The sequence below is a fragment of the Flavobacterium flavigenum genome, assembly GCF_027111255.2.
In the GTDB taxonomy this organism is placed as follows: domain Bacteria; phylum Bacteroidota; class Bacteroidia; order Flavobacteriales; family Flavobacteriaceae; genus Flavobacterium; species Flavobacterium flavigenum.
This window is the reverse complement of the sequence record NZ_CP114285.2, coordinates 92,003-111,302: the sequence shown is the minus strand read 5'-3', so window position 1 is coordinate 111,302 and position 19,300 is coordinate 92,003. Positions and strand designations below refer to the sequence as shown.

The following is a 19,300-nucleotide window of genomic DNA, read 5'->3' as shown; positions in this document are numbered from 1 at the left end:
AACACTTATATTTATAGTTGGAAAAGCAAGTTATCAAATAAAAAGTGTAAAAACAACACTTTAAAATTATTATCCTTTACTCTAATTTTTAAATCTTATTTGTTTAATTGCTTCAATTATATATTGATCATGTATGAAATTTGAAGTGTTTTCTTTTATGGGGAAATCTATTTTTAAGCCTTTTTTTTGCACTTCAGTTCCATCTGGATAAAATGCGCCTAAGCTTGTGAAATTAGTTTGTGTCCCATCAGGCATAGTGAAAGTAGCAATATTCATAACAGAACCGGCAGTGCTTTCGCCAATAGTCAGGCAATTAGGAGATGCTTGAATAGCCATCCCAATAAACTCCATTCTACTTTGAGTTGAACCATTAACTAATAAAACAATTCTTTTGTTGTAGTATTTTAAGTTTTTACTACCACTTTCAAAGGGATCGAGAATATAACTAATCAAAGGGGTATCGAATTTCGCCAATGAAGGCCTATCTGGTATAGGGAAAAGAACTTTTATAAATTTTCTTTTTTCAGGATAAGTATATTTTGGAATATCGGCTTCTGAAATATATTTTGGAGCATTTCTTAAATCAATTACAATTCCATCTGTGTTTGAAAATTCTTCAAATGCTTCTTTTAATTCATTTTTAGTAATTTCCTTCAAATTTATGTAGCCAATTTTATTATCAATAAGGTGCCATTTTTTTTCAACATAAAAGCTTTTTAACCAGGAAGGATCTTTAACTTCAAAGTCTTTATAAAGATGAATATATTTATCAATGATAGAATCTTTTCTTTTTATTTTAACTTTAATACTATCTTCATTATTATAGAATATCCATCCTGCCGCCCTTTTCAAATAAGAATCATTTGAAAAAGAAAGCATGGAGCCTACTTTTTTGTTGAGGACTGACTTAATATTTTGATCTTGGACTTCGATTATCAAATCACCTAATTTCAAATCATCTTTTTCACCTAATTTATTATTAAAAATACCTGTAACTACTAAAGTGTCATTAACAAGTTTTACTCTAAATGGCGGTTTGTATTTAAATATTAGCGAGTCAGATACAAGTTTCGAAAGATGATAGGCGTGACAATCTTTTATGGAAGCTATTAATTTAGTTTTTTGTACTTCATATTCAAGATTAGAATTACTGTTTATGAAGCCATCAACAAAATAATCCAACTGACTTACCCAATTGGTATCAATCAAATATTTATTCACATAATGATACTGGATAACATTCCAATAGCTAAATAATTCAAGTAGTCTGTGACTTTTAATTTTATAATCAAATGATTTAAATTCTCCGCTATCTTTTGGAGCTGTCAATTTCCTGTTTATTTGCTTCACTACATAATAATCACCGATAATTGTATTTTCTTTTAATTGCTTTAAATAATTATAAAGCTTGTCATTGGCTGAATACTGTTCTATCCAATCATAATCCACATTCTTTTCGAATAAATTATCTGTATCATTAGCAATTTTTATTTTACTGGCTTTTATTGAAAGAACAAAATTTATTAAAAATTCATTGAGTTTTTCTTGAGTATCAACGTCTTCAAGTTTATCCGCATTTTCAACAAATATCTGATCCCAATTGTAATTTCCTTTACTCACTTCAGAATGATGATATTTCATTAACCCCCAAACAAGCCCGAATTGTTTGTATTTCTCATTAGCTGTGATTTCTTTTTTTTCCTGCGAAAAAGTTAGTATCATAAAACAGAAGCAAAGAGCAATTGCAAAAATATTTTGTTTCTTCATAAATTTTATTTTAGTCAGCTTCTTGTTTAAATTTCGCCCAATACAAAAACAAATAATTAATATCCAGACTATTAAATCAATAATTTTTGTCATTAATTTTCTGAAAACACGTTTAGATTCCATTTATCAAACCAATTTAAAACAGGCTTTTCATGAGTAATTTTTACAGGAAGCCAAATGTATGCTCCATCAATAGGATTATCCGGTTTCCAGCGGTCGGCCATAAAAATAAACTGATCTTTTTTACCCTGAACAGGAAAAATATAAGTGCTTTGTGCATAAAAAGTAAGCTCAGCACCTTTGCCCACGCATGGATTTCCTAAGGTCTCCCATGGTCCCCATATAGATTTGGATTTAAAAGAACGTGCTTCATTAGGATCCCAGCCCGTACAGCCTGAGGTTATCATATAATAAATTCCGTCTTTTTTAAAAATTGCCGGTGCTTCGTTATGGCCTGCCGGTGCCATTCGGGTCCATTTTTCTGTAAAATCTAAATAGTCGTCTGTCAATTCAGAAATATGAAGCGTCAAATTTTCCTCTGAAGAATGGATCAAATAGGCTTTCTCATTATCATCAACATAAACTGTCATATCTCTCGCCATTTGTCCTTTTTTAAAATCCCTGCGCACCAGCATTCCGTTTTTAACAGCAGTTACCCATTCCGGACTCCAGGATTTTAAATTGCGTTCAGCGGTCGAAGCAGATTTAAATTCATCTTTAAAATTCATTGGCCAGACTCCTCTATTGGGACGGTATGATTTTTTATATGTAAAAGGACCTTTTGGAGAATCACTTATGGCTGCTGCAGCTCTGGCAGCATCATACCCCTCTCCTTTAAGTTCTAAATGAAACCACATCACGTATTTGCCTGTTTTTTTATTAAAAACGACTTTTGGACGCTCCATGATACATCCTTTTGTTATTTCTGAATTAGGATCTTCCTCTACTTCAAGTACAATTCCTTCGTTGTGCCAGTTATACAAATCTTTTGACGAATAACAGCTGACGCCTTTTAGTGCTGTATTTCCTTCTTTTCCTTCGGATTTAAATTCGCCGTACCAATAATAGGTTCCATCAACGAAAATAACACCTCCTCCATGAGCATTAATATGTACACCGTCAGTATCTTTCCAAAATTTCCCTGGCTCAAAAGAATTGTTTTGTCCGAAAATTAAAGAACAAATAAAACTTATAATTATCGAAAATTTTAATTTCATTTTAATTGTTTTTTGATAAACCTTAATATATTTCTTCTTATGTGTTTTAAATGAAACTAAAATATAAGCATCCAGCACAAAAATGATTCGTTTTAAATTTCATCTTATTATCTATTTAGAATTTGGCAGCAGTATGTTTTTTTAAGACAATGGGGAATCGATCAAAATCCCCCATTGTCACAAAAACACTTATTAAACCAAACTAACTTATTTTTTATCTGCTTAATTCTTATTTTTTGACAATTCGGATTGTTTTGTCAGGGTAAGAATTAAACTTTACAAAATATACTCCTGTACTTTTATGCTCCAGATTCAAATGAATCTTACCATTTTCAACAACATAATCCGATTGCGAAATCAATTTACCTTCGGCGGTATAAATTGCAACATGCTGAGACGTTACACTAATTGGAAAATCAATATCAAACTGTCCGGATGTTGGATTTGGAAATGCTTTTATATTCCCTGAAAATTCTGTCTGAAGTTTGTCTACAGCTAAAGTTGTATTGATGCTTCCGTAAAACTCAAGTTCAGCAATGTTTCCGTTACCCGTTGGTGCATACCAATAAATGTATCTGTATTTTTGCGTTGCTAAACCGGAATCCTGAGTAAAAATATCATTAGCCGGCGTACCAGTTATTATATGTAAAACTTCATAAGAGTTAAGGTAATCTTCACTGTTTGAGCCGCGAATCTCACTACCGGTCATACGATTGCCAAAACCATTTCGGGGAACATACCTGATATCCGTGAGACTAGCTTTTGCGTTTGCTCCAAAATCGTAGCCTAAATAGCCTGCAGCATTTGGACCATCAACATAAGTTGTCAGATCTTCATCAAAAGCCTTTTCAATTGTAGCACCATTACTTTGATACGATCCTGAATGACCAATTATATTTCCCGTAATCTTTTGTCCCTGAGCCGGCGTTGCGGTAAGAAGATTTGATTCAGGGCCTTCGCCTAAAGTATTAAAAGCAGCAATTTTATAATAGTAAGGCGTTCCGTTTGAAACTGATACGTCACTGTAGGCATTTGTTGTAACAGTTCCGATAGTTGTAAATGGTCCTGATGGCGAAACAGCTCTTTTTACATAAAAACCAACATCGTACATAAAATCCCAGGTAAGATTTACTTTTGCATCTCCATAGGCTAAACTTGCATTAGTAACAGCTAACGGAATAGCAAATGCCATTGTTTTAACATTTAAAGGTGTAGAATATGGGCTTTCACCACCATTATTAACCGATGCTATTTTATAAAAATAATCTTTATTTTCCTGTAAATTGATATCATCGAAAGTCGTTTCTTTTAGATATACAGCTACATCCTGATAGGTTCCGTTCAGCGTTTCCGATCTTTTAATCGTATAGGATTCTGCTCCTGCAACCGCCGGCCATTTTAGATTGATTATAGATTTAGACAATGCCTTTCCTTCAATATTGGCTGGTGTAGCAGCAATTGGAGCCTGTTCAAAAACCAGTACAGCCGAATACGCTGATTCTGTATTGTCTTTACCTACAACTTTGATTCGGTATTCTGCTTTTGAATGAACTGCATCAACCTGCTTAATAACTTTGTAATCTATTGATTCATAGAAAACCGAAAAATCATTTTCGCCTGTTAATTTTCTTTCCAGAATATATTTATTTACTAAATCAGAATTATTACCTGTCCAGTTTATGGTAATATTTTGATAATCTGAAGAAAGCTCATAACTCAGTGTTTCAACTTTTGTTTTCCATGTTGGAATATATTCTCTATTCGAACTAAAGGCTTTTGCCGAAGCATTATTTGCATAATACTCACCAGCAGGAGTTAAAACTACATAACTTGTAGCAGTACTTGAAATTACTGGTGCCGTCTGAAGCCACACATAATTTTGCCAGTTCGGGTTTCTTGTTTTAAAAGCGTCGTCTATCGTAACATACATCGCCCTTGCATCCTGAACCCAGTTGTAGATGGAATAACGCTCAACATAGTCAGTAGTTTCTAATACGCTTAATATTGCTGCAAGGTCATTTTTATGTTTGATTGCATTTGCATCCGTTAATAAAGTTGGTCCGTCAGGAAAATTATTGCCTGTCCAGTTTGCACCTATGTTCCATTCCGTAATCCAAAGCGGTCTTTTGTATCGGTCATAGATATTTTGCAGATCACTTTTCCACTGAGCAGCAGTTTTATACCAGTAACAGTGAATTGCTACATAATCAATTCGGTAATTATTGGCTTCAGCCTGTGTCATAAAATTCCCCATCCACGGATTAAAAGGGTCAGATGTAGCAGGAGAGCCTAATCTTAAACCTGATTTCATTAACGCCGGCCAGGAAGCTATAGCTGCTTCAACTGTCATATTCGCCTGATCAGGACGATCCGGCTCATTAAACCCTAAAAGATGAGTATAACCTTCTTTTGTATATGCAGGAGTAAATGACGGCCAGTAATTGGTTTGTCTTATGGGTACATATTCAATATTGGGTGTAGAACTCATTCCGGTATTCCAGTTGTAGTACCAGGTAATATTCGTTGCATCCATCGCCTCTGTACTTCCGCCAGCCAGTCCTTTTTTGTTCACTTCATGCCACTTCATTGTTCTGATAAACGAAATCGTTCCATTTAAATTCACAGGCAAAACCGCTATTTCCAGATCCTGATTTTCTGCGATATAAACCCTGCTGTACCCGCTTCCATCAGCATTCGAAGCAAAAGTGGCCATATAGCCTTTTTTCAATTTGAATGATTTAATAGCATTATCAAATGAACTTAAATTATCATGAGGCATAACGGCTGCATATAGCTGGGGAGTTCCTCCAAAATTCTCTGCCGTAAAAACTTCCAGAGGCATTTCGTTTACCGAATATGGAGCTACCACGGCTCCGCTTCCATAATTGGTCACCTGAACATTCGCATCGTTACCCGCAGGAACACCATTTAAAGAAATATACTGCAAATAAGAACTAATAACCTCGCTCGGTTTTTTATTTTCAAAATACAATCGGGCATTTGGCGAATTTAAATTGACAGTGGTATTAATTAAAGGATTATAGGCATTTTTTAAATATAAAGAAGCCGATCCGTTTAAAACTACACTTGATTTTGCATAAGCACCAACATTCAGGCTACTCGTAATTTCGGAAGTTATGACTGAAGGACTGATCACTTTTTCAGGAGCATAGGCTGTGTTTTCAAAAGTTACGGAGCTCACTTCCATATCTACAGCACCGGCCGCATAATTTTTTCCAATTACAATGTTAGCCATTTGCTGGGTCTGAATTTTTAAATCGGCTATACCAAAAAGTGCTTTATCGCCAGTAATGTTAATATAATACGTTCCTGCTGTCTGAGACTGAAAAGATAAATCTCCTTTTTTTAGTTTATTGACAGCACCTGTTACAAAATTTTTAGCTGAAAGAACTGTTCCTGCACCATTAGCGAGTGTTGAAACCGAAACATTCATTTGTGAGCCGGGAGCTAAATTTGAAATATACTCATACAGCCAGGAAAACTGATAATCCTTAGAAGCTTCGAGCTGTACCGGAAAAGAATAAACTGAATTTTCCTGAGCGCCATCCCAACGGATATACAATAACCTTCCTGCGTAATTAGTATTATCCGACTCTAAAGCATGACCCGAAGTTACATCCATATAACGTACGCCACTGGCAGCATTTGCGGTATTGAAAACAGTCGAACCTAATGAATTCGTCCAGCCATAAATAGCAGGCGTTCCAGCATTATCATTAGTAAAACCATCCCAGTTATTGATTAAATTCGAAGATTTTAATTTTAAATCCCCAATTGCCATAAGTCCTGATCCAGCTGTAATCGTGATGTAAAATGTACCATCGGCTGTTGCAATAAAAGAAAAATCGCCTTTTCGTAATTTAGTAGCATTTCCCGTTACAAAGCTTTTAGAAGCTATAACTCCGGTTCCATTTGCCGTTGCTGAAATGGCTACATTAATTGGAGTTCCGGGAGCCGAATTCGATACATATTCATAAATCCACGAAAATTCATATTTCAGGTCTTTTTCTAATTTTACAGGATAACTGTAAGTTGAAGTAGAATATGCACTATTATCCCAGCGGATATACATTATTCTGCCATTGTAAGCCGTATTATCAGACTCGAATGTATGACCGGAAGTCACATCCAGATATCGTACACCACTTGTTGAATTAGCCGTATTCCACGGAAGACTTGCTGAGGTATTCGCCCAGCCGTAATCATTTGGTTTACCCGAATTATTGCCTGCAACTCCTGCCCATCTTCCCAGAAGGTTATCAGAACCATATACAGTTGGAGCTGCGGAGTTGTCATTTACAAAATCAAGTACTTTAGAAGTCAGGTAATGTCCGTCCTGATAAATATTTACAAAACCATTTTTTACTGCATACCTATAAGTTTGTTCCTGAGCATTATCGGCGGAATTACTTAAATTTTCTATTGATGATAAAATGGTATTATAATTAAACGAAGTTTTGTCTAAAGAAGTCCTAAAACCAAGACCTGTTGTGTTTTTAACTTCGACATCAAGTCCTCTACCCTGAGCTGAATTTACTTTAGCTTTCACCTCCAGCGTAAACTCTGTCTGATTCGATAGTGGGAAAGACATTACATCCGGAGCTGTACCATTATTAAATGTTTTTAAGCCGCTGAGTGTCGTAGCCAAATTTGCTTTAACAGGAAGACCTGGTGCCTGAGCCTGTATCCGGAACAGAAAGACCGATAACCCGAATATTATAAAAGTGTATAATTTTTTCATATTAAATCTTGTTTAAAATTGGTTTAATATATTCTATACTTTTCCTAGTTACCTGCCGAATTGAACAGAGCAACTATGAATTGGATTTAGAGTTAAATTTGAATTATAAAGAAAATCTATAGTTAGTTTTAAATACAGCTTTAAAATCTGTATAACAGTAATTTAAATATTCTTATTTAATCAAAAACATTAGATATTTTTATAATTAATGCATTTCAAAAATTAGTAAACAGCAGTCCAAAATCGTTGACTGATTTTGAACCGCTGAACTACTTTTGTATATGAATAATTGAAATTTAGAACGTAAAATAATTGGATATTAACGGTAAGTGAATTTAAAGCTGGCTTTCATCTGCGACAGCATCCTGCCATTTATCCCAGACTTTTACGTTAGGATCGTAACCGTCATAACCGAAGTTCTGACTTAATTTCCCGTTAGTATTTGCCGTTATAGCATTGTTTGGAATTGGCCAGTAATTATTACGCTTGTCCATGGTATAAAATTTAGTGCCATTTGGTACCACAATTCCGCTTGGATATTTGTTGTAAAGCGTATAATGTACAATACGCTGATACCAGTAGCTGCCTCCGGATGCATCAGTCCCTGACTGTTTATCCCAGTTGGCTATATTGTATGTCTGGCCCCACTCGTCAGGTTTTCCACTTAAGGCGAGACAATGCGAAATACGTTTTAGTTCTACATTTCTCCACTCTTCCAGATAAAGTTCCCTTCCTCTTTCTGCACAGATATCCCCAATTGTAACCTGTGTGTACATCTGAGAAGCTCCTGCCCTTGCCCTGATAACATTTACATCCTGAGCTGCTCCACCAACATTGCCCTGATAAAAACGTGCTTCTGCTCTTAATAAATACGTTTCTGCTAATCGATATAAGTACCAATGTGCTTTACTTCCCGTGCTGGCGCCCTGAAAATCGGTTGCATTTGGATTCGTTTCATTAACAACATCATGCAGATAAATCTTGTACAACGGAAAATCAAACCATTCACGAAGGGTATCTTTTGATAATAAAACCCCATTCTGTTTCATTCTGAAATTTTGCTGATAGTAGGCAGAAGTCTTGTCACTGTATTTAAGATCCTCCATATTGACCCAGTTACCAACAGTATTATTGTGCCTAAGATCCTGCTTATCTTCAATACCGTTTACAACCCACATAGGATGTTGCGAATAATAGGAAGCACTAATCGTAGAAATACCACGTCCTAATGCTCTTGCATAATCATATTTTGCCTGATAATTCGAATTATTTGAAGCAAAACGTCCAGCTGCTTGTTTACCATCTGGTGTGGTTAGCGTACCTGAATTCCAGTTTGGACCAAAAATTCTCATAGAAGCAAATGACAAAAATGACTGTACTCCTCCGTTTGGCATAACCATGATAGCTTCTTTATTGGCAGCAATCACCTTATTTTCAGGTCGGTGCAAATCCCATATAACATTTCTTGTAATGGCCCAGGTTTGTGGATTTCCTCCCGGATCAAACGTTCCAAAATTACTTTGCATCAAAGAATAACCAGACTGATTAATCAGAATATTGGCCTGAGCTTCGGCTTCTGCAAACCTTCCGGATGCCAGATAACATTTGATGAGCAGCTGACGACATGCGCCTTTATTCACTACACCTAAATAAGGAAGTTTTGACTGCTCCGGAACCCATTCCACAGCTTTTTCCATATCTGCTGTAATCATTTCGATGATAGCTTCTTTTTTAGTAGAATAGTAAGTCTGTTTTGGGACCTCCAGAATTTTAGTAATCAATGGCACGTCACCAAATTGATATACCAGATTTAAATAGCGATATGCTCTGTGAAAATAGGCCTGACCGATATATTTATTTTTTACTTCCTGAGATAAACTTGTTACATTATCAATGTAGGTCAATATAGTATTGGCATGTTTAATACCGTTATAAGCCTCACTCCAATAAAATCCGAGGTAAAAATCATCATTTGTATCTGTTTTAAAACTTCCGGTAGGCACTATCGTATTTGCAAAATCAGAAATTGTGCTGGTATTATCCGTTTTTCCATACTTTGCCATATCTGAGAAAACATATTCTGTACCAATAGGCACACTATTTCCGGCACTTTTATAATGAATATAATTATTACGCAACCCCTTATCGGCACTTGCCAAAACTGCCTGCAAACCTGATTCTGTCGTAAATGTAGTTTCTGGTTCGTAAAATGAAAGTGGGTCCGGCTCCAGAAAATCCTCTGAACAGGAAACCAAAAGAGCTGCAGCTACTAAAGGCAAAAATGTTGAGATTTTATTTTTTATATATTTTTTCATTGTTGAATAATTATTAAAGTGAAACGTTAAAACCTAAATTAAACATTCGTGTAGCCAGTCCGCCTGTTTCCGGATCTCCGTAGTATTTCCATTCGCGGGAAGCAGACCATGTAGCTACGTTCTGACACGAAGCATAAATTTTGAAGTTTCTAACATGCAGGCGGTCCAAAAGATCTTTAGGAAGCGTATAAGCCAGCGAAATATTATCTAAACGAATAAAACTACGATCGTATAATTTTGCTGTTCCGGCTCCGGCAGGTCCTCTGGCATCAAGTCGCGCCCAGTCATTCGTTGGATTATCAATTGTCCAATACGGATTCTCAAACGGATTGTAGTTGTTGGTATACAAACTACCATCATTGTAGGTATTCATATAACGCCCATCAAGGGATTTGTGTCCCATGTAAGAATACATGTTAATAGCCAGATTCCAGTTTTTAAACATCCTGAATTCATTACGTAACGACCAGTTTACCGGAGGATCTGTTTGCCCTAAAAACTGCTTGTCTTTTTCGTTATAAGTTGGTTTACCGTTAACATCATCGGCAGTGTAACTGTTTTCTACTTTTGGGTCACCAGGGCGTTGTCCGTATTTTGCAGCTTCTTCAAATTCTTCTTTTTGCCAGATCCCGGTTACTTTATAATCCCAGATTTGAGAAATAGGTTTCCCGATAAACCATTTATTAGCCTTATCATCAGCTTCTTTAGTTCCAATAACATTGCCATTGGCATCCTTAACATCTTCCATGTTGCCATATAATGCATTAATGGTGTTTTTATTATATGAAAAAGCAACTGTGGTCGTCCATTCAAAATTTGGATTTTTTATGTTTATGGTATTAAGGCTTATTTCAATCCCCTTATTTTCAACCTCTCCAAGATTGGTTGCAATACCTACAAATCCGGTAAAATCGGCAAGACGTCTATTCATGATCATATCATGGGTAATCATTCTGTAAACATCTACAGTACCGGTAATTCGGTCATTTAAGAAACCCAGATCAAGGCCAATATTAGTTGCTTCTGTTTTTTCCCATTGCAAATTTGGATTCGCCATACGGTCAATTCCTAAATATTTCATATCCACAATGTTTCCGGAAGCATCAATATATCCCATTGTTGCCCCGGTACCTGAAGCTAAGTTTGCTAAAGCTATATAAGGATCGCTAAGGGTTCTGTTTCCGTTTTTACCCCAGGATAAGCGTAATTTTCCAGTACTCATAGGAGCCCAGTTGAACCAGTTTTCTTTTTTGAAGTTCCATCCAAATGCTACAGAAGGGAAAACTCCATACGGATCTTTAGCCCCAAATGCTGAATATCCGTCACGGCGTACCGTTCCTGTTACCATATAACGATCATCAAACGAATAGAAAAGTCTCGCCATTAATGCATCGGCAGTTTGATGTGTGTCGTTTGAAGAAAACGAACTGTTGGCAAGTGTTGCATTAGCAATATTATGAAACCCTAATGCATCAGATGGCAAAATATTATTGGCATCGATACGATCTGACCATGTTTTAAGTTCTTCTGCTTCCTGAACAAAAGTGGCTATGATATGGTGTTTTTCAGCAAATGTATAATCCCATGTAATAGTGTTATTCATGTTCCATGTGAAGTTTTTACCATTTTCTCTATCTACACCAATGTTAGCTGGATTCCAGCCTTTATGCCCGGATGACTGAAAATATCGATTGTAAAAAAATTGGTAACGTGGTGCCACATTAAAAGAATACGTTATACCCAAAGGAAGAGTTACCTTAGTATTGAAAATAGTATTTAACACCGTATATCCTTTCTCAAGTTCTATAAATTGGCGGTCGTAATAATAATTATATCCCCCGATAGTTTGCCCCATGGGTTGTCTTTCATAATCGCCGTTTGCATCTCTAAAATTAGAAAACGGGCTGTTTCTCAACATGTTTGCATCCCAGTAATTTGTGCCTGTACCTACTGCTATGTCTCCATCTGTACGGTCCTGAAAATTAACGTTTGCTCCAAATTCAAGCCAGCTCGTAATTTTGGCATCTACTTTCATATTGGCACGAACTGCCTCATAATCATTTCCCTGAATAGCACCTTCAGATGTTAAATACCCCAGAGACATATAATAATTTACGTTATCGCTTGCTCCGGAAACACTTAAATTATGGTCATGATTGATTCCTGTCCTGAAAGTACTGTCATACCAGTTATGTGTTTTTCCTTCTGTAAAATTTTTTAAAAGCGTAGGGTCTGTAATTCCTAAACGGAGTCCCCATACTTCATTCGGACTCTTTCCCTGAGTTTGACCAACAGGCTGATATGCTAACCATTGCGCCTGAGTTATACCATATTGATTTAATTGATCAGGACTTGTATAATACCCTGGCTTACCAGCAGCTGTACCGGTTATCCATGCTTCGTAATTTCCAGTTGCTGTATTTTGCCCATACGTTTTAGCAGTCTCCCAATCCTGACGGTATTTTATATACCCTTCCGGGGAATATACATCGCGATAGGCGCTTTTATTGACAATAGTCGTATTGGTTGTAACATTTATGACCGGTTTGCCTTTTTTTCCTTTTTTCGTTGTAATAACAATAACACCTGCAGCGGCTTTAGAACCAAATATAGCTGTTGCCGATGCATCTTTTAAAATATCAATCTGCCCAATATCATCAGGATTGATTTCTGAAAGTTCACCGTAAAACTGCATTCCGTCTAAAATAATAAGCGGCGAGTTATGCCCGGCGCCATCAGGATTGTAAACAGAAGTCTGTCCACGAACCTGCAAAGATCCGCCTCCTTTTGCATCAGCAGAATATCCAACTTTCAAACCGGGTACACCTCTCAATAAATCCTGAACAGTTTGTGGATTCTGGTTCGCCAAAGCTTCGGGTTTCACCTGAACAATTGCCCCTGTTAAATCCTTTTTCTTCATTTTACCATATCCCACCACTACTACTTCCTCCAATGAAGCAGCATTCTCTTTCAATTGTACAATAATGTTCGATTTGTCTTTTACGGAAATTTCCTGAGTTACATAACCAACAAAGGAAACGACCAAAACTGAATTCTGATCACCGGCTAAACTGAATTTTCCGTCGAAATCTGTTGTGGTGCCAATTTTTGTTCCTTTTATCGAAACCGTCGCGCCTGGCAACGGCAAACCTGTTTGATCTTTAACCTGCCCGTTTATAGTATTTTGCTGCTGTAGTTTTTCTAAGAGTTTTTCCTTGCCTGAAATTCCAGAATAGGCATGCACCTGAGTTAAGGAAACCAATACACAAAATATTGTAAGTTTCTTTTTCAAATCAAATCCGGATACGCAATCAGGAGCTTTGATTTTCCTAATAAAATTTGTCATTTTTGTTTGTAATTTTTTGGTTAATTAATTAGTTAGTTTATAAATCACAGGGTATTTTGAACAATGCAGTTACTACTTTTAAACTGCTTTTATTTTCTATTAGACCTATGATTTACAAGACAAATCTAACATAACACTTATAAGTAAAAGGGGGTAATTACAACATTATAAAAGGGGCAAATCAGTATTTTACCATTAAATGCATATTTTTTTTACAGTTATAACAAAATAAAAAGATAAAAATACTTTATGTATAATTATTAAAAATTTAAAAGTCATTATAGCAAATCATCAAGTCAACATTTAATCATAAAATAGATTAAAATTTTGGGGAAAAATAAAAGGCCGTCAAAATTGACAGCCTTACAATAGTTATTAAATAAATGAATCCAATCATTTTACAAAACGGGACATTTCTGATGCTGCGAGTAAAAAAGCACCCACTCCAAAATCAGCTGTAGAATTCTTATCTACCACCTGTCCCGGAATCGCTTTTTCACCAATAGGCTGTACATAGCCTACTGTACCGTCTTCCTGAAGCGCAAATTTGGTTAAGTAATTCCATGATTTTTCTACAACCGGCAGATACGTTTTCTTGTCTAAAATTCCATTATTGATTCCCCATAAAAATCCGTAGGTAAAAAAGGCAGTACCGCTGGTTTCAGGTCCCGGGGCATGTTCGGGATCCAGAATACTTCTTGTCCAATAACCTTCAGTTTGTTGGGCTTCAGCCAAAGATTTAGCCATATCCTTAAAACGGCTGATGTATTCTGCCCTGTGTTTAGCCGATTTTGGCAAATCCTGAATAATTTTGGCATAACCGGCAAAAATCCAGCCGTCTCCCCTTGCCCAAAAGTCTTTTTTACCGTTAGCACTTTTGTGTTTTGGATATACATATTTCGCATCACGGTAATATAATTTTGCCTCGCTATCATACATAATACTATCCGAATATTGTAGATATGAATGCAGTTTTTCCAGATACATTTTGTTTCCGGTAACGTTGTAAAGCTTTGTCATTACCGGCATGACCATATACAATCCGTCAACCCACCACCAATAATCATTTGCCGGCGTACTCATTTCATATTCCATCACTTCGCGGGCACGGGCAATTTTACCTGGATCCTTTTTCCCTGTAAAGTTGTATAAGTCGATATAAGTCTGAAAGCAAATCTGCCAGTCACCAAACAAAACATGTTTATCAGTTTCTCCATAGTTGTATTTCCACTCCGACTTATCATTTGATTTGGCCCCCATCCATTGGTTTTTTTCAGCCCATGCCAGCGAATAATCCAGACATTTTTTGTTTTTAGTCACTTTGTAAGCTTCCATATTTCCGGTATGATAAGCCGAAACATGCCAAAAAGAATTCCCCGGTTCAGGATGTGTTTCCTGCCAGTGATTATTTACTTTATCAATGATCGAAATAACTTCTGCTTTTGATTGTTTTATTGCTGCTGTTTTTTGGGCCGTGCTTTTACAGCTTAACAATGAAACAGTAGTCAATGCAATAAAAAATGAGTTTTTTAAATTTATCATTATATAAATTTTGGTTTAAAATCTGTTAGTAAAATTTTTCTATGTATTTTGAAATATACTTTTTTTTATTCTTTACACACAAAAATAATTTATCAATGCATGCATTTTATGAATCAGCGAATAGTTTTATCAATACTCTAATTTGAATTTATTTAAAATTGTAATCAGGTTGATTTCCAGAAACTTTCATTCAGAATGTATTTGTTATCCTTTACATTTTGATACTTCTTCTTAAATTCTGAAGGATTTAAATTGTAAAATTGTTGAAAGTGCTTCCTGAAATATTTAATATCGCCAAAACCTGCAATTGCAGCCGCTTCACTGATCTGCAAATCGGTAGTAATTAATAAGGTCGCTACTTTTCGCAATCGGACATTTCGGGTAAATTCCGAAACTGATTTTCCTGTAATCTTTTTGATTTTTTTATAAACCAAAGAATAACTCATACCTAAATGTTCTGATAAATCATTTACATTAAAATTCTCCACCTCTAAATTCGCATCTATGATTTCTACAATTCTGTCAATTAGTTTTTTATCCTCATCAGATAGTTTTAAACTTTCCGATTTTTTTGTTACCGAATTCAGCATATAATGCTGCTCACTTTCACGTCTCGCTAATATTCCGCTGATTCGGGCTAATAAATAGTCATTGTCGAATGGCTTTGTAATATAATCATCAGCCCCTACTTCGGCGCCTTTCAGCTTTATATCTTCAGAAGTTCCTCCGGTGAGCAGTATAACGGGAATATGCTTTAGCTCGTCATCGGATTTAATGTGTTTGCAAAACGTAACTCCGTTCATTTCACCCATTACCACATCAGAAATAATCAGGTCGGGCATTACTTTTTTAATTATGGATAAAGCTGCTTCAGCATTTTCAGCTATCGTAACATGATATTTAGGCTTTAGGATCTTTTTCAAATAATTCCTGATCTGAACGTTATCATCTACCACCAGAATGCTTTTTGCATCTTTAATCAAAACCTCAATATTTTCAGGTTCTTCGACAGTTTTCAGTACATTTTCCTGCACTGTAGTATCTTCTAAAATATCTTCCAAAAACAAGGTCCTGTCGCTTAAATCTTCACGGATTTCAACATCCCCAAAGTGGTCTTTTCCTAATAATAATTTAACTTCAAAAACAGATCCTCCGTTTATGTTATCACGACAACTAACTTTACCGTGATGCTGTGTAATGAACTGTTTAACAAGATAGAGACCAATCCCGAAGCCTTTTCGGTTATTCCTGATATTTTGACTGGACTGATAAAACAGATTAAAAATTTTGTCTTTATCCCCATCCGGAACTCCTTCACCATTATCGATGACACTGATAACTATTTCATTTTCTGAACATCTTAAACTAACAGTAACGGCTCCATTTTCTTTTTCGGTAAATTTTAATGCATTCGAAATCAAATTAAAAATCGCCATTTCAATCTTTTCCCGATCCACGTAAACCATTACTTTTTCTTCGGAAATGCTAAAACTGTAATCTATTTTTTTTGTTTTGGCATGCTGAACAAAACAGCTAAAAACCTCTTTGCATAGTTCTACAATATCAATCTGGCCAATTTTAAGTTTACCTGTTTCGGTTTCCGTTTTTCGAAAAAGCAGCAGCTGGTCCACCAGACTCAGTAGCCTTCTCGAATTGCTGTACACCATTTCTATCGTTGCCGGATCTATCTGCTGGTCTGTCCCGTAAATGATTTCCTTTAGCGGATTAATAATCATGGTTAAAGGTGACCTGAATTCATGTGAAATATTCGTAAAAAAAGTTAATTTCTTTTCATTTAGTTCTTTTTCCTGCTTCGCTAAATCCTGAGAAAGCCTTACCTCGTATTTCAGTTTTTCCTGTTGCCGCTGGTATTTATCTACTACATAAATAATTAATGCGATAAGGAGAAAATAGAAAAAATAAGCAAAGCCACTTCTGTACCATGGAGGTAAAATGGTGATGGGCAACGAAATGGATTTTGTATTCCAGATTCCCTCTGCATTTGTAGATTTAATTTTGAGAACATAATCGCCTTCTGTTATTCTGGAATAGTTTGCATTTCTGATATTGTCAACATAATGCCATTGCGAATCCCAGCCTTCTAAGAAATAAGCATAGGATATTTTTTCAGGCAGACTGTATTCTAATGCTGCAAATTCAATATTGAGCATCGATTCGTCATAAGGCAACTTTAATTTATCAATTCCGAAAACAGATAAACCCGACTGATCATAAGCCTTATTGTTTACTTTTATCGAAGTGATAATCAGTTTAGGGAAATCATGAAACTGATTCGTTATTTTGGTGTTGATAATATTGAAACCCTTTATTCCGCCAAATACAATTTCGCCTGTAGAAAGTTTTAATGCCGCATTATAATTGAACTGATTGCTCTGAAGTCCGTCTGCATCATGATAACTCGTTATTTTTCCGTTAGCTGCATCGTACACAAATACCCCGTTATAGGTGCTGCACCAATAAGTTCGATCGTTATCCTGAACAATATTCAAAACCGAATTATTAGGAAGTTTATTTTTTTGAGTCAAAAAGCTGCTTTTGAATGTCTCTGGATTAAAAAGCATCAAACCTCCTCCTTCTGTACCCACAAGCATTTTGGTATCAGAATGCGAAACAATTGAACGGACCGGATATCTTACCTCAAGTTCTCTACGTTTCATTGTTTTGAGATTGAGCTGGTATAATTTCGAAAAATTTCCAATCCAAAGATTGCCGTTTTTATCTTCTGCCATAGAAATAATTCCCCTGATTCCGGCATCTACAAAATCAAAAAGATCAGTTGTTTCATTATAACGATACAATCCTTCTTCATCGGGAGAAGCTGCCCATAAAGTATTGTTTTTACTTCGAAAAAGCACCCAGATATTCTTTTGATGTCCGTTGAGTTTAGGATTATATAATTTGTATTTTTTAAAATTTCGGGTTTGAGGATTAAATAAACAAACGCCTCCTCCATAAGTTCCAAACCAGGTTCCTTTTGTATCTTTTACAATTGCTGAAACAAAATTGTTAGATAATGAATTTGGATTATTTGCATCATAGGAATAATTAGTAAACGTATTATTCTTTCTGTTCCATAAACTTACACCGGCCCCGTCTGTTCCTATCCAGAGATTTTCATTGTCCTGTTCTGATAATGAAAGGATAAAATCACTAGGCAGCGTATTTTTTATTTTCTCATTTCTTGAAACGGTCGTAAAAGGACTTTTTCGTTCTTCAATCGTATTCACTCCGCCTCGCAAAGTTCCAATCCAGACACGGTTTGTATTGTCTGAAAACAAAGAGGAAATAGCATTACTGTTGAGTTTTTCTTCGTTCAGGTCTGAGCTTAATAAAGAAAAATTATCTGTGGTATAATTGTATTTTACAACTCCGTTGCCATTTGTAGCAATCCACAATTCTTTTTCATCTGGCCTGCACATCAAATCTAAAACAGGATACTGGACTTCCTGATTTTTATAAAGGTGATGCGTTTTGTTTACGACATTGTATCGCAACAATCCTTCTTCGGCTCCAAGCCAAATATTTGAAAATTTATCATACAAAATGCAGCCGCTGCCCACCGCAAAAGGTAAAACTACGGAAAGTTTTTTTGCTGATGTATCCATTGAAACAAGTCCGATACCTGCAACAGAGCCCCAAAGTTTACCAGATTTATCAAAATCAATTTCCTGAACATGATAATCCCACAATAATTTACCTTTTACATAAAGCGGAATCTGAATGATTTTTTCTTCATCCCCTTCATAATAAAGTAAGCCCTTACCCGCAGTGGCGATATATAGTTTTGATTTAAAATCCCGAATTTGATTGATTACAAAATCAATCACTTCATTTTTAGAAGTTTTAGCATTCGTATAACGCTTTGTTATAAACTTATTTCGTAAATAATCGTAAACACTTATACCGCCTTTTGTACCGATCCAAATTTCATTCTGAGTACCGCAAATAGTAACTATTCTATTGTTGACTAACGAATTGGCATCATTAGGCTCATTTCTGAAGCTCAGAAAATTATAACCGTCATACCTGCTAATTCCATCATAAGTTCCAAACCACATTAGTCCCCGCTTATCTTTATAAACAGAAGTTACCGCGTTATTGGCAAGACCATTTTGGATTCCGATATAACGAATATCATATCTTTCCTGTCCGTTTTTTGGAATAGCTATTTTTTCCGACTGTGGTAGTACAGAAAAGCAGACAAAAAACAATAAAAATAAAAGTAATTTATTTCTCAAAATAGTAAAAGTTATGATACTGAAAAATATTCTTAAATCACAAAAACCTATGAATAACTCATAGGCTTTCTGCTATATAAACAAAATGTCAA

General features: G+C 35.7%; 7 protein-coding genes. All 7 read right to left on the bottom strand.

Annotation, left to right across the window (positions count from 1 at the left end; genetic code table 11):
* Positions 1 to 81 precede the first annotated feature (81 nt).
* Positions 82 to 1,767, bottom strand: a complete 1,686-nt coding sequence (locus tag OZP09_RS00405) for a S41 family peptidase (protein WP_281310073.1) — start codon at positions 1,765 to 1,767, stop codon at positions 82 to 84.
* A gap of 92 nt (positions 1,768 to 1,859) precedes the next feature.
* Positions 1,860 to 2,984, bottom strand: coding sequence for a glycoside hydrolase family 43 protein (locus OZP09_RS00400; RefSeq protein WP_269235918.1), 1,125 nt, complete (start codon positions 2,982 to 2,984; stop codon positions 1,860 to 1,862).
* A 229-nt stretch (positions 2,985 to 3,213) separates the two neighbouring features.
* Positions 3,214 to 7,746 carry a glycosyl hydrolase gene (locus OZP09_RS00395; protein WP_281310072.1) on the bottom strand — a complete coding sequence of 1,511 codons (4,533 nt, stop codon included), beginning with the start codon at positions 7,744 to 7,746 and terminating at the stop codon, positions 3,214 to 3,216.
* Positions 7,747 to 8,081: 335 nt separating this feature from the next.
* On the bottom strand, positions 8,082 to 10,061 hold the full coding sequence (locus OZP09_RS00390) for a RagB/SusD family nutrient uptake outer membrane protein (RefSeq protein WP_269235915.1): 1,980 nt from the start codon (positions 10,059 to 10,061) through the stop codon (positions 8,082 to 8,084).
* Positions 10,062 to 10,074: 13 nt separating this feature from the next.
* Complete coding sequence (locus OZP09_RS00385; RefSeq protein ID WP_281310071.1) at positions 10,075 to 13,407, bottom strand: SusC/RagA family TonB-linked outer membrane protein; 3,333 nt, start codon at positions 13,405 to 13,407, stop codon at positions 10,075 to 10,077.
* 393 nt (positions 13,408 to 13,800) lie between these two features.
* Positions 13,801 to 14,949, bottom strand: coding sequence for a glycoside hydrolase family 88/105 protein (locus OZP09_RS00380; RefSeq protein WP_281310070.1), 1,149 nt, complete (start codon positions 14,947 to 14,949; stop codon positions 13,801 to 13,803).
* Between the two features lie 164 nt (positions 14,950 to 15,113).
* Complete coding sequence (locus tag OZP09_RS00375) at positions 15,114 to 19,208, bottom strand: hybrid sensor histidine kinase/response regulator transcription factor (RefSeq protein ID WP_269235912.1); 4,095 nt, start codon at positions 19,206 to 19,208, stop codon at positions 15,114 to 15,116.
* Positions 19,209 to 19,300 lie beyond the last annotated feature (92 nt).

Excerpts from the sequence above, each read along its gene's own strand:
- OZP09_RS00385 (WP_281310071.1), bottom strand. The coding sequence starts at position 13,407 with ATGACAAATTTTATTAGGAAAATCAAAGCTCCTGATTGCGTATCCGGA.
- OZP09_RS00390 (WP_269235915.1), bottom strand. The coding sequence starts at position 10,061 with ATGAAAAAATATATAAAAAATAAAATCTCAACATTTTTGCCTTTAGTA.
- OZP09_RS00400 (WP_269235918.1), bottom strand. The coding sequence starts at position 2,984 with ATGAAATTAAAATTTTCGATAATTATAAGTTTTATTTGTTCTTTAATT.
- OZP09_RS00380 (WP_281310070.1), bottom strand. The coding sequence starts at position 14,949 with ATGATAAATTTAAAAAACTCATTTTTTATTGCATTGACTACTGTTTCA.
- OZP09_RS00405 (WP_281310073.1), bottom strand. The coding sequence starts at position 1,767 with ATGAAGAAACAAAATATTTTTGCAATTGCTCTTTGCTTCTGTTTTATG.
- OZP09_RS00395 (WP_281310072.1), bottom strand. The coding sequence starts at position 7,746 with ATGAAAAAATTATACACTTTTATAATATTCGGGTTATCGGTCTTTCTG.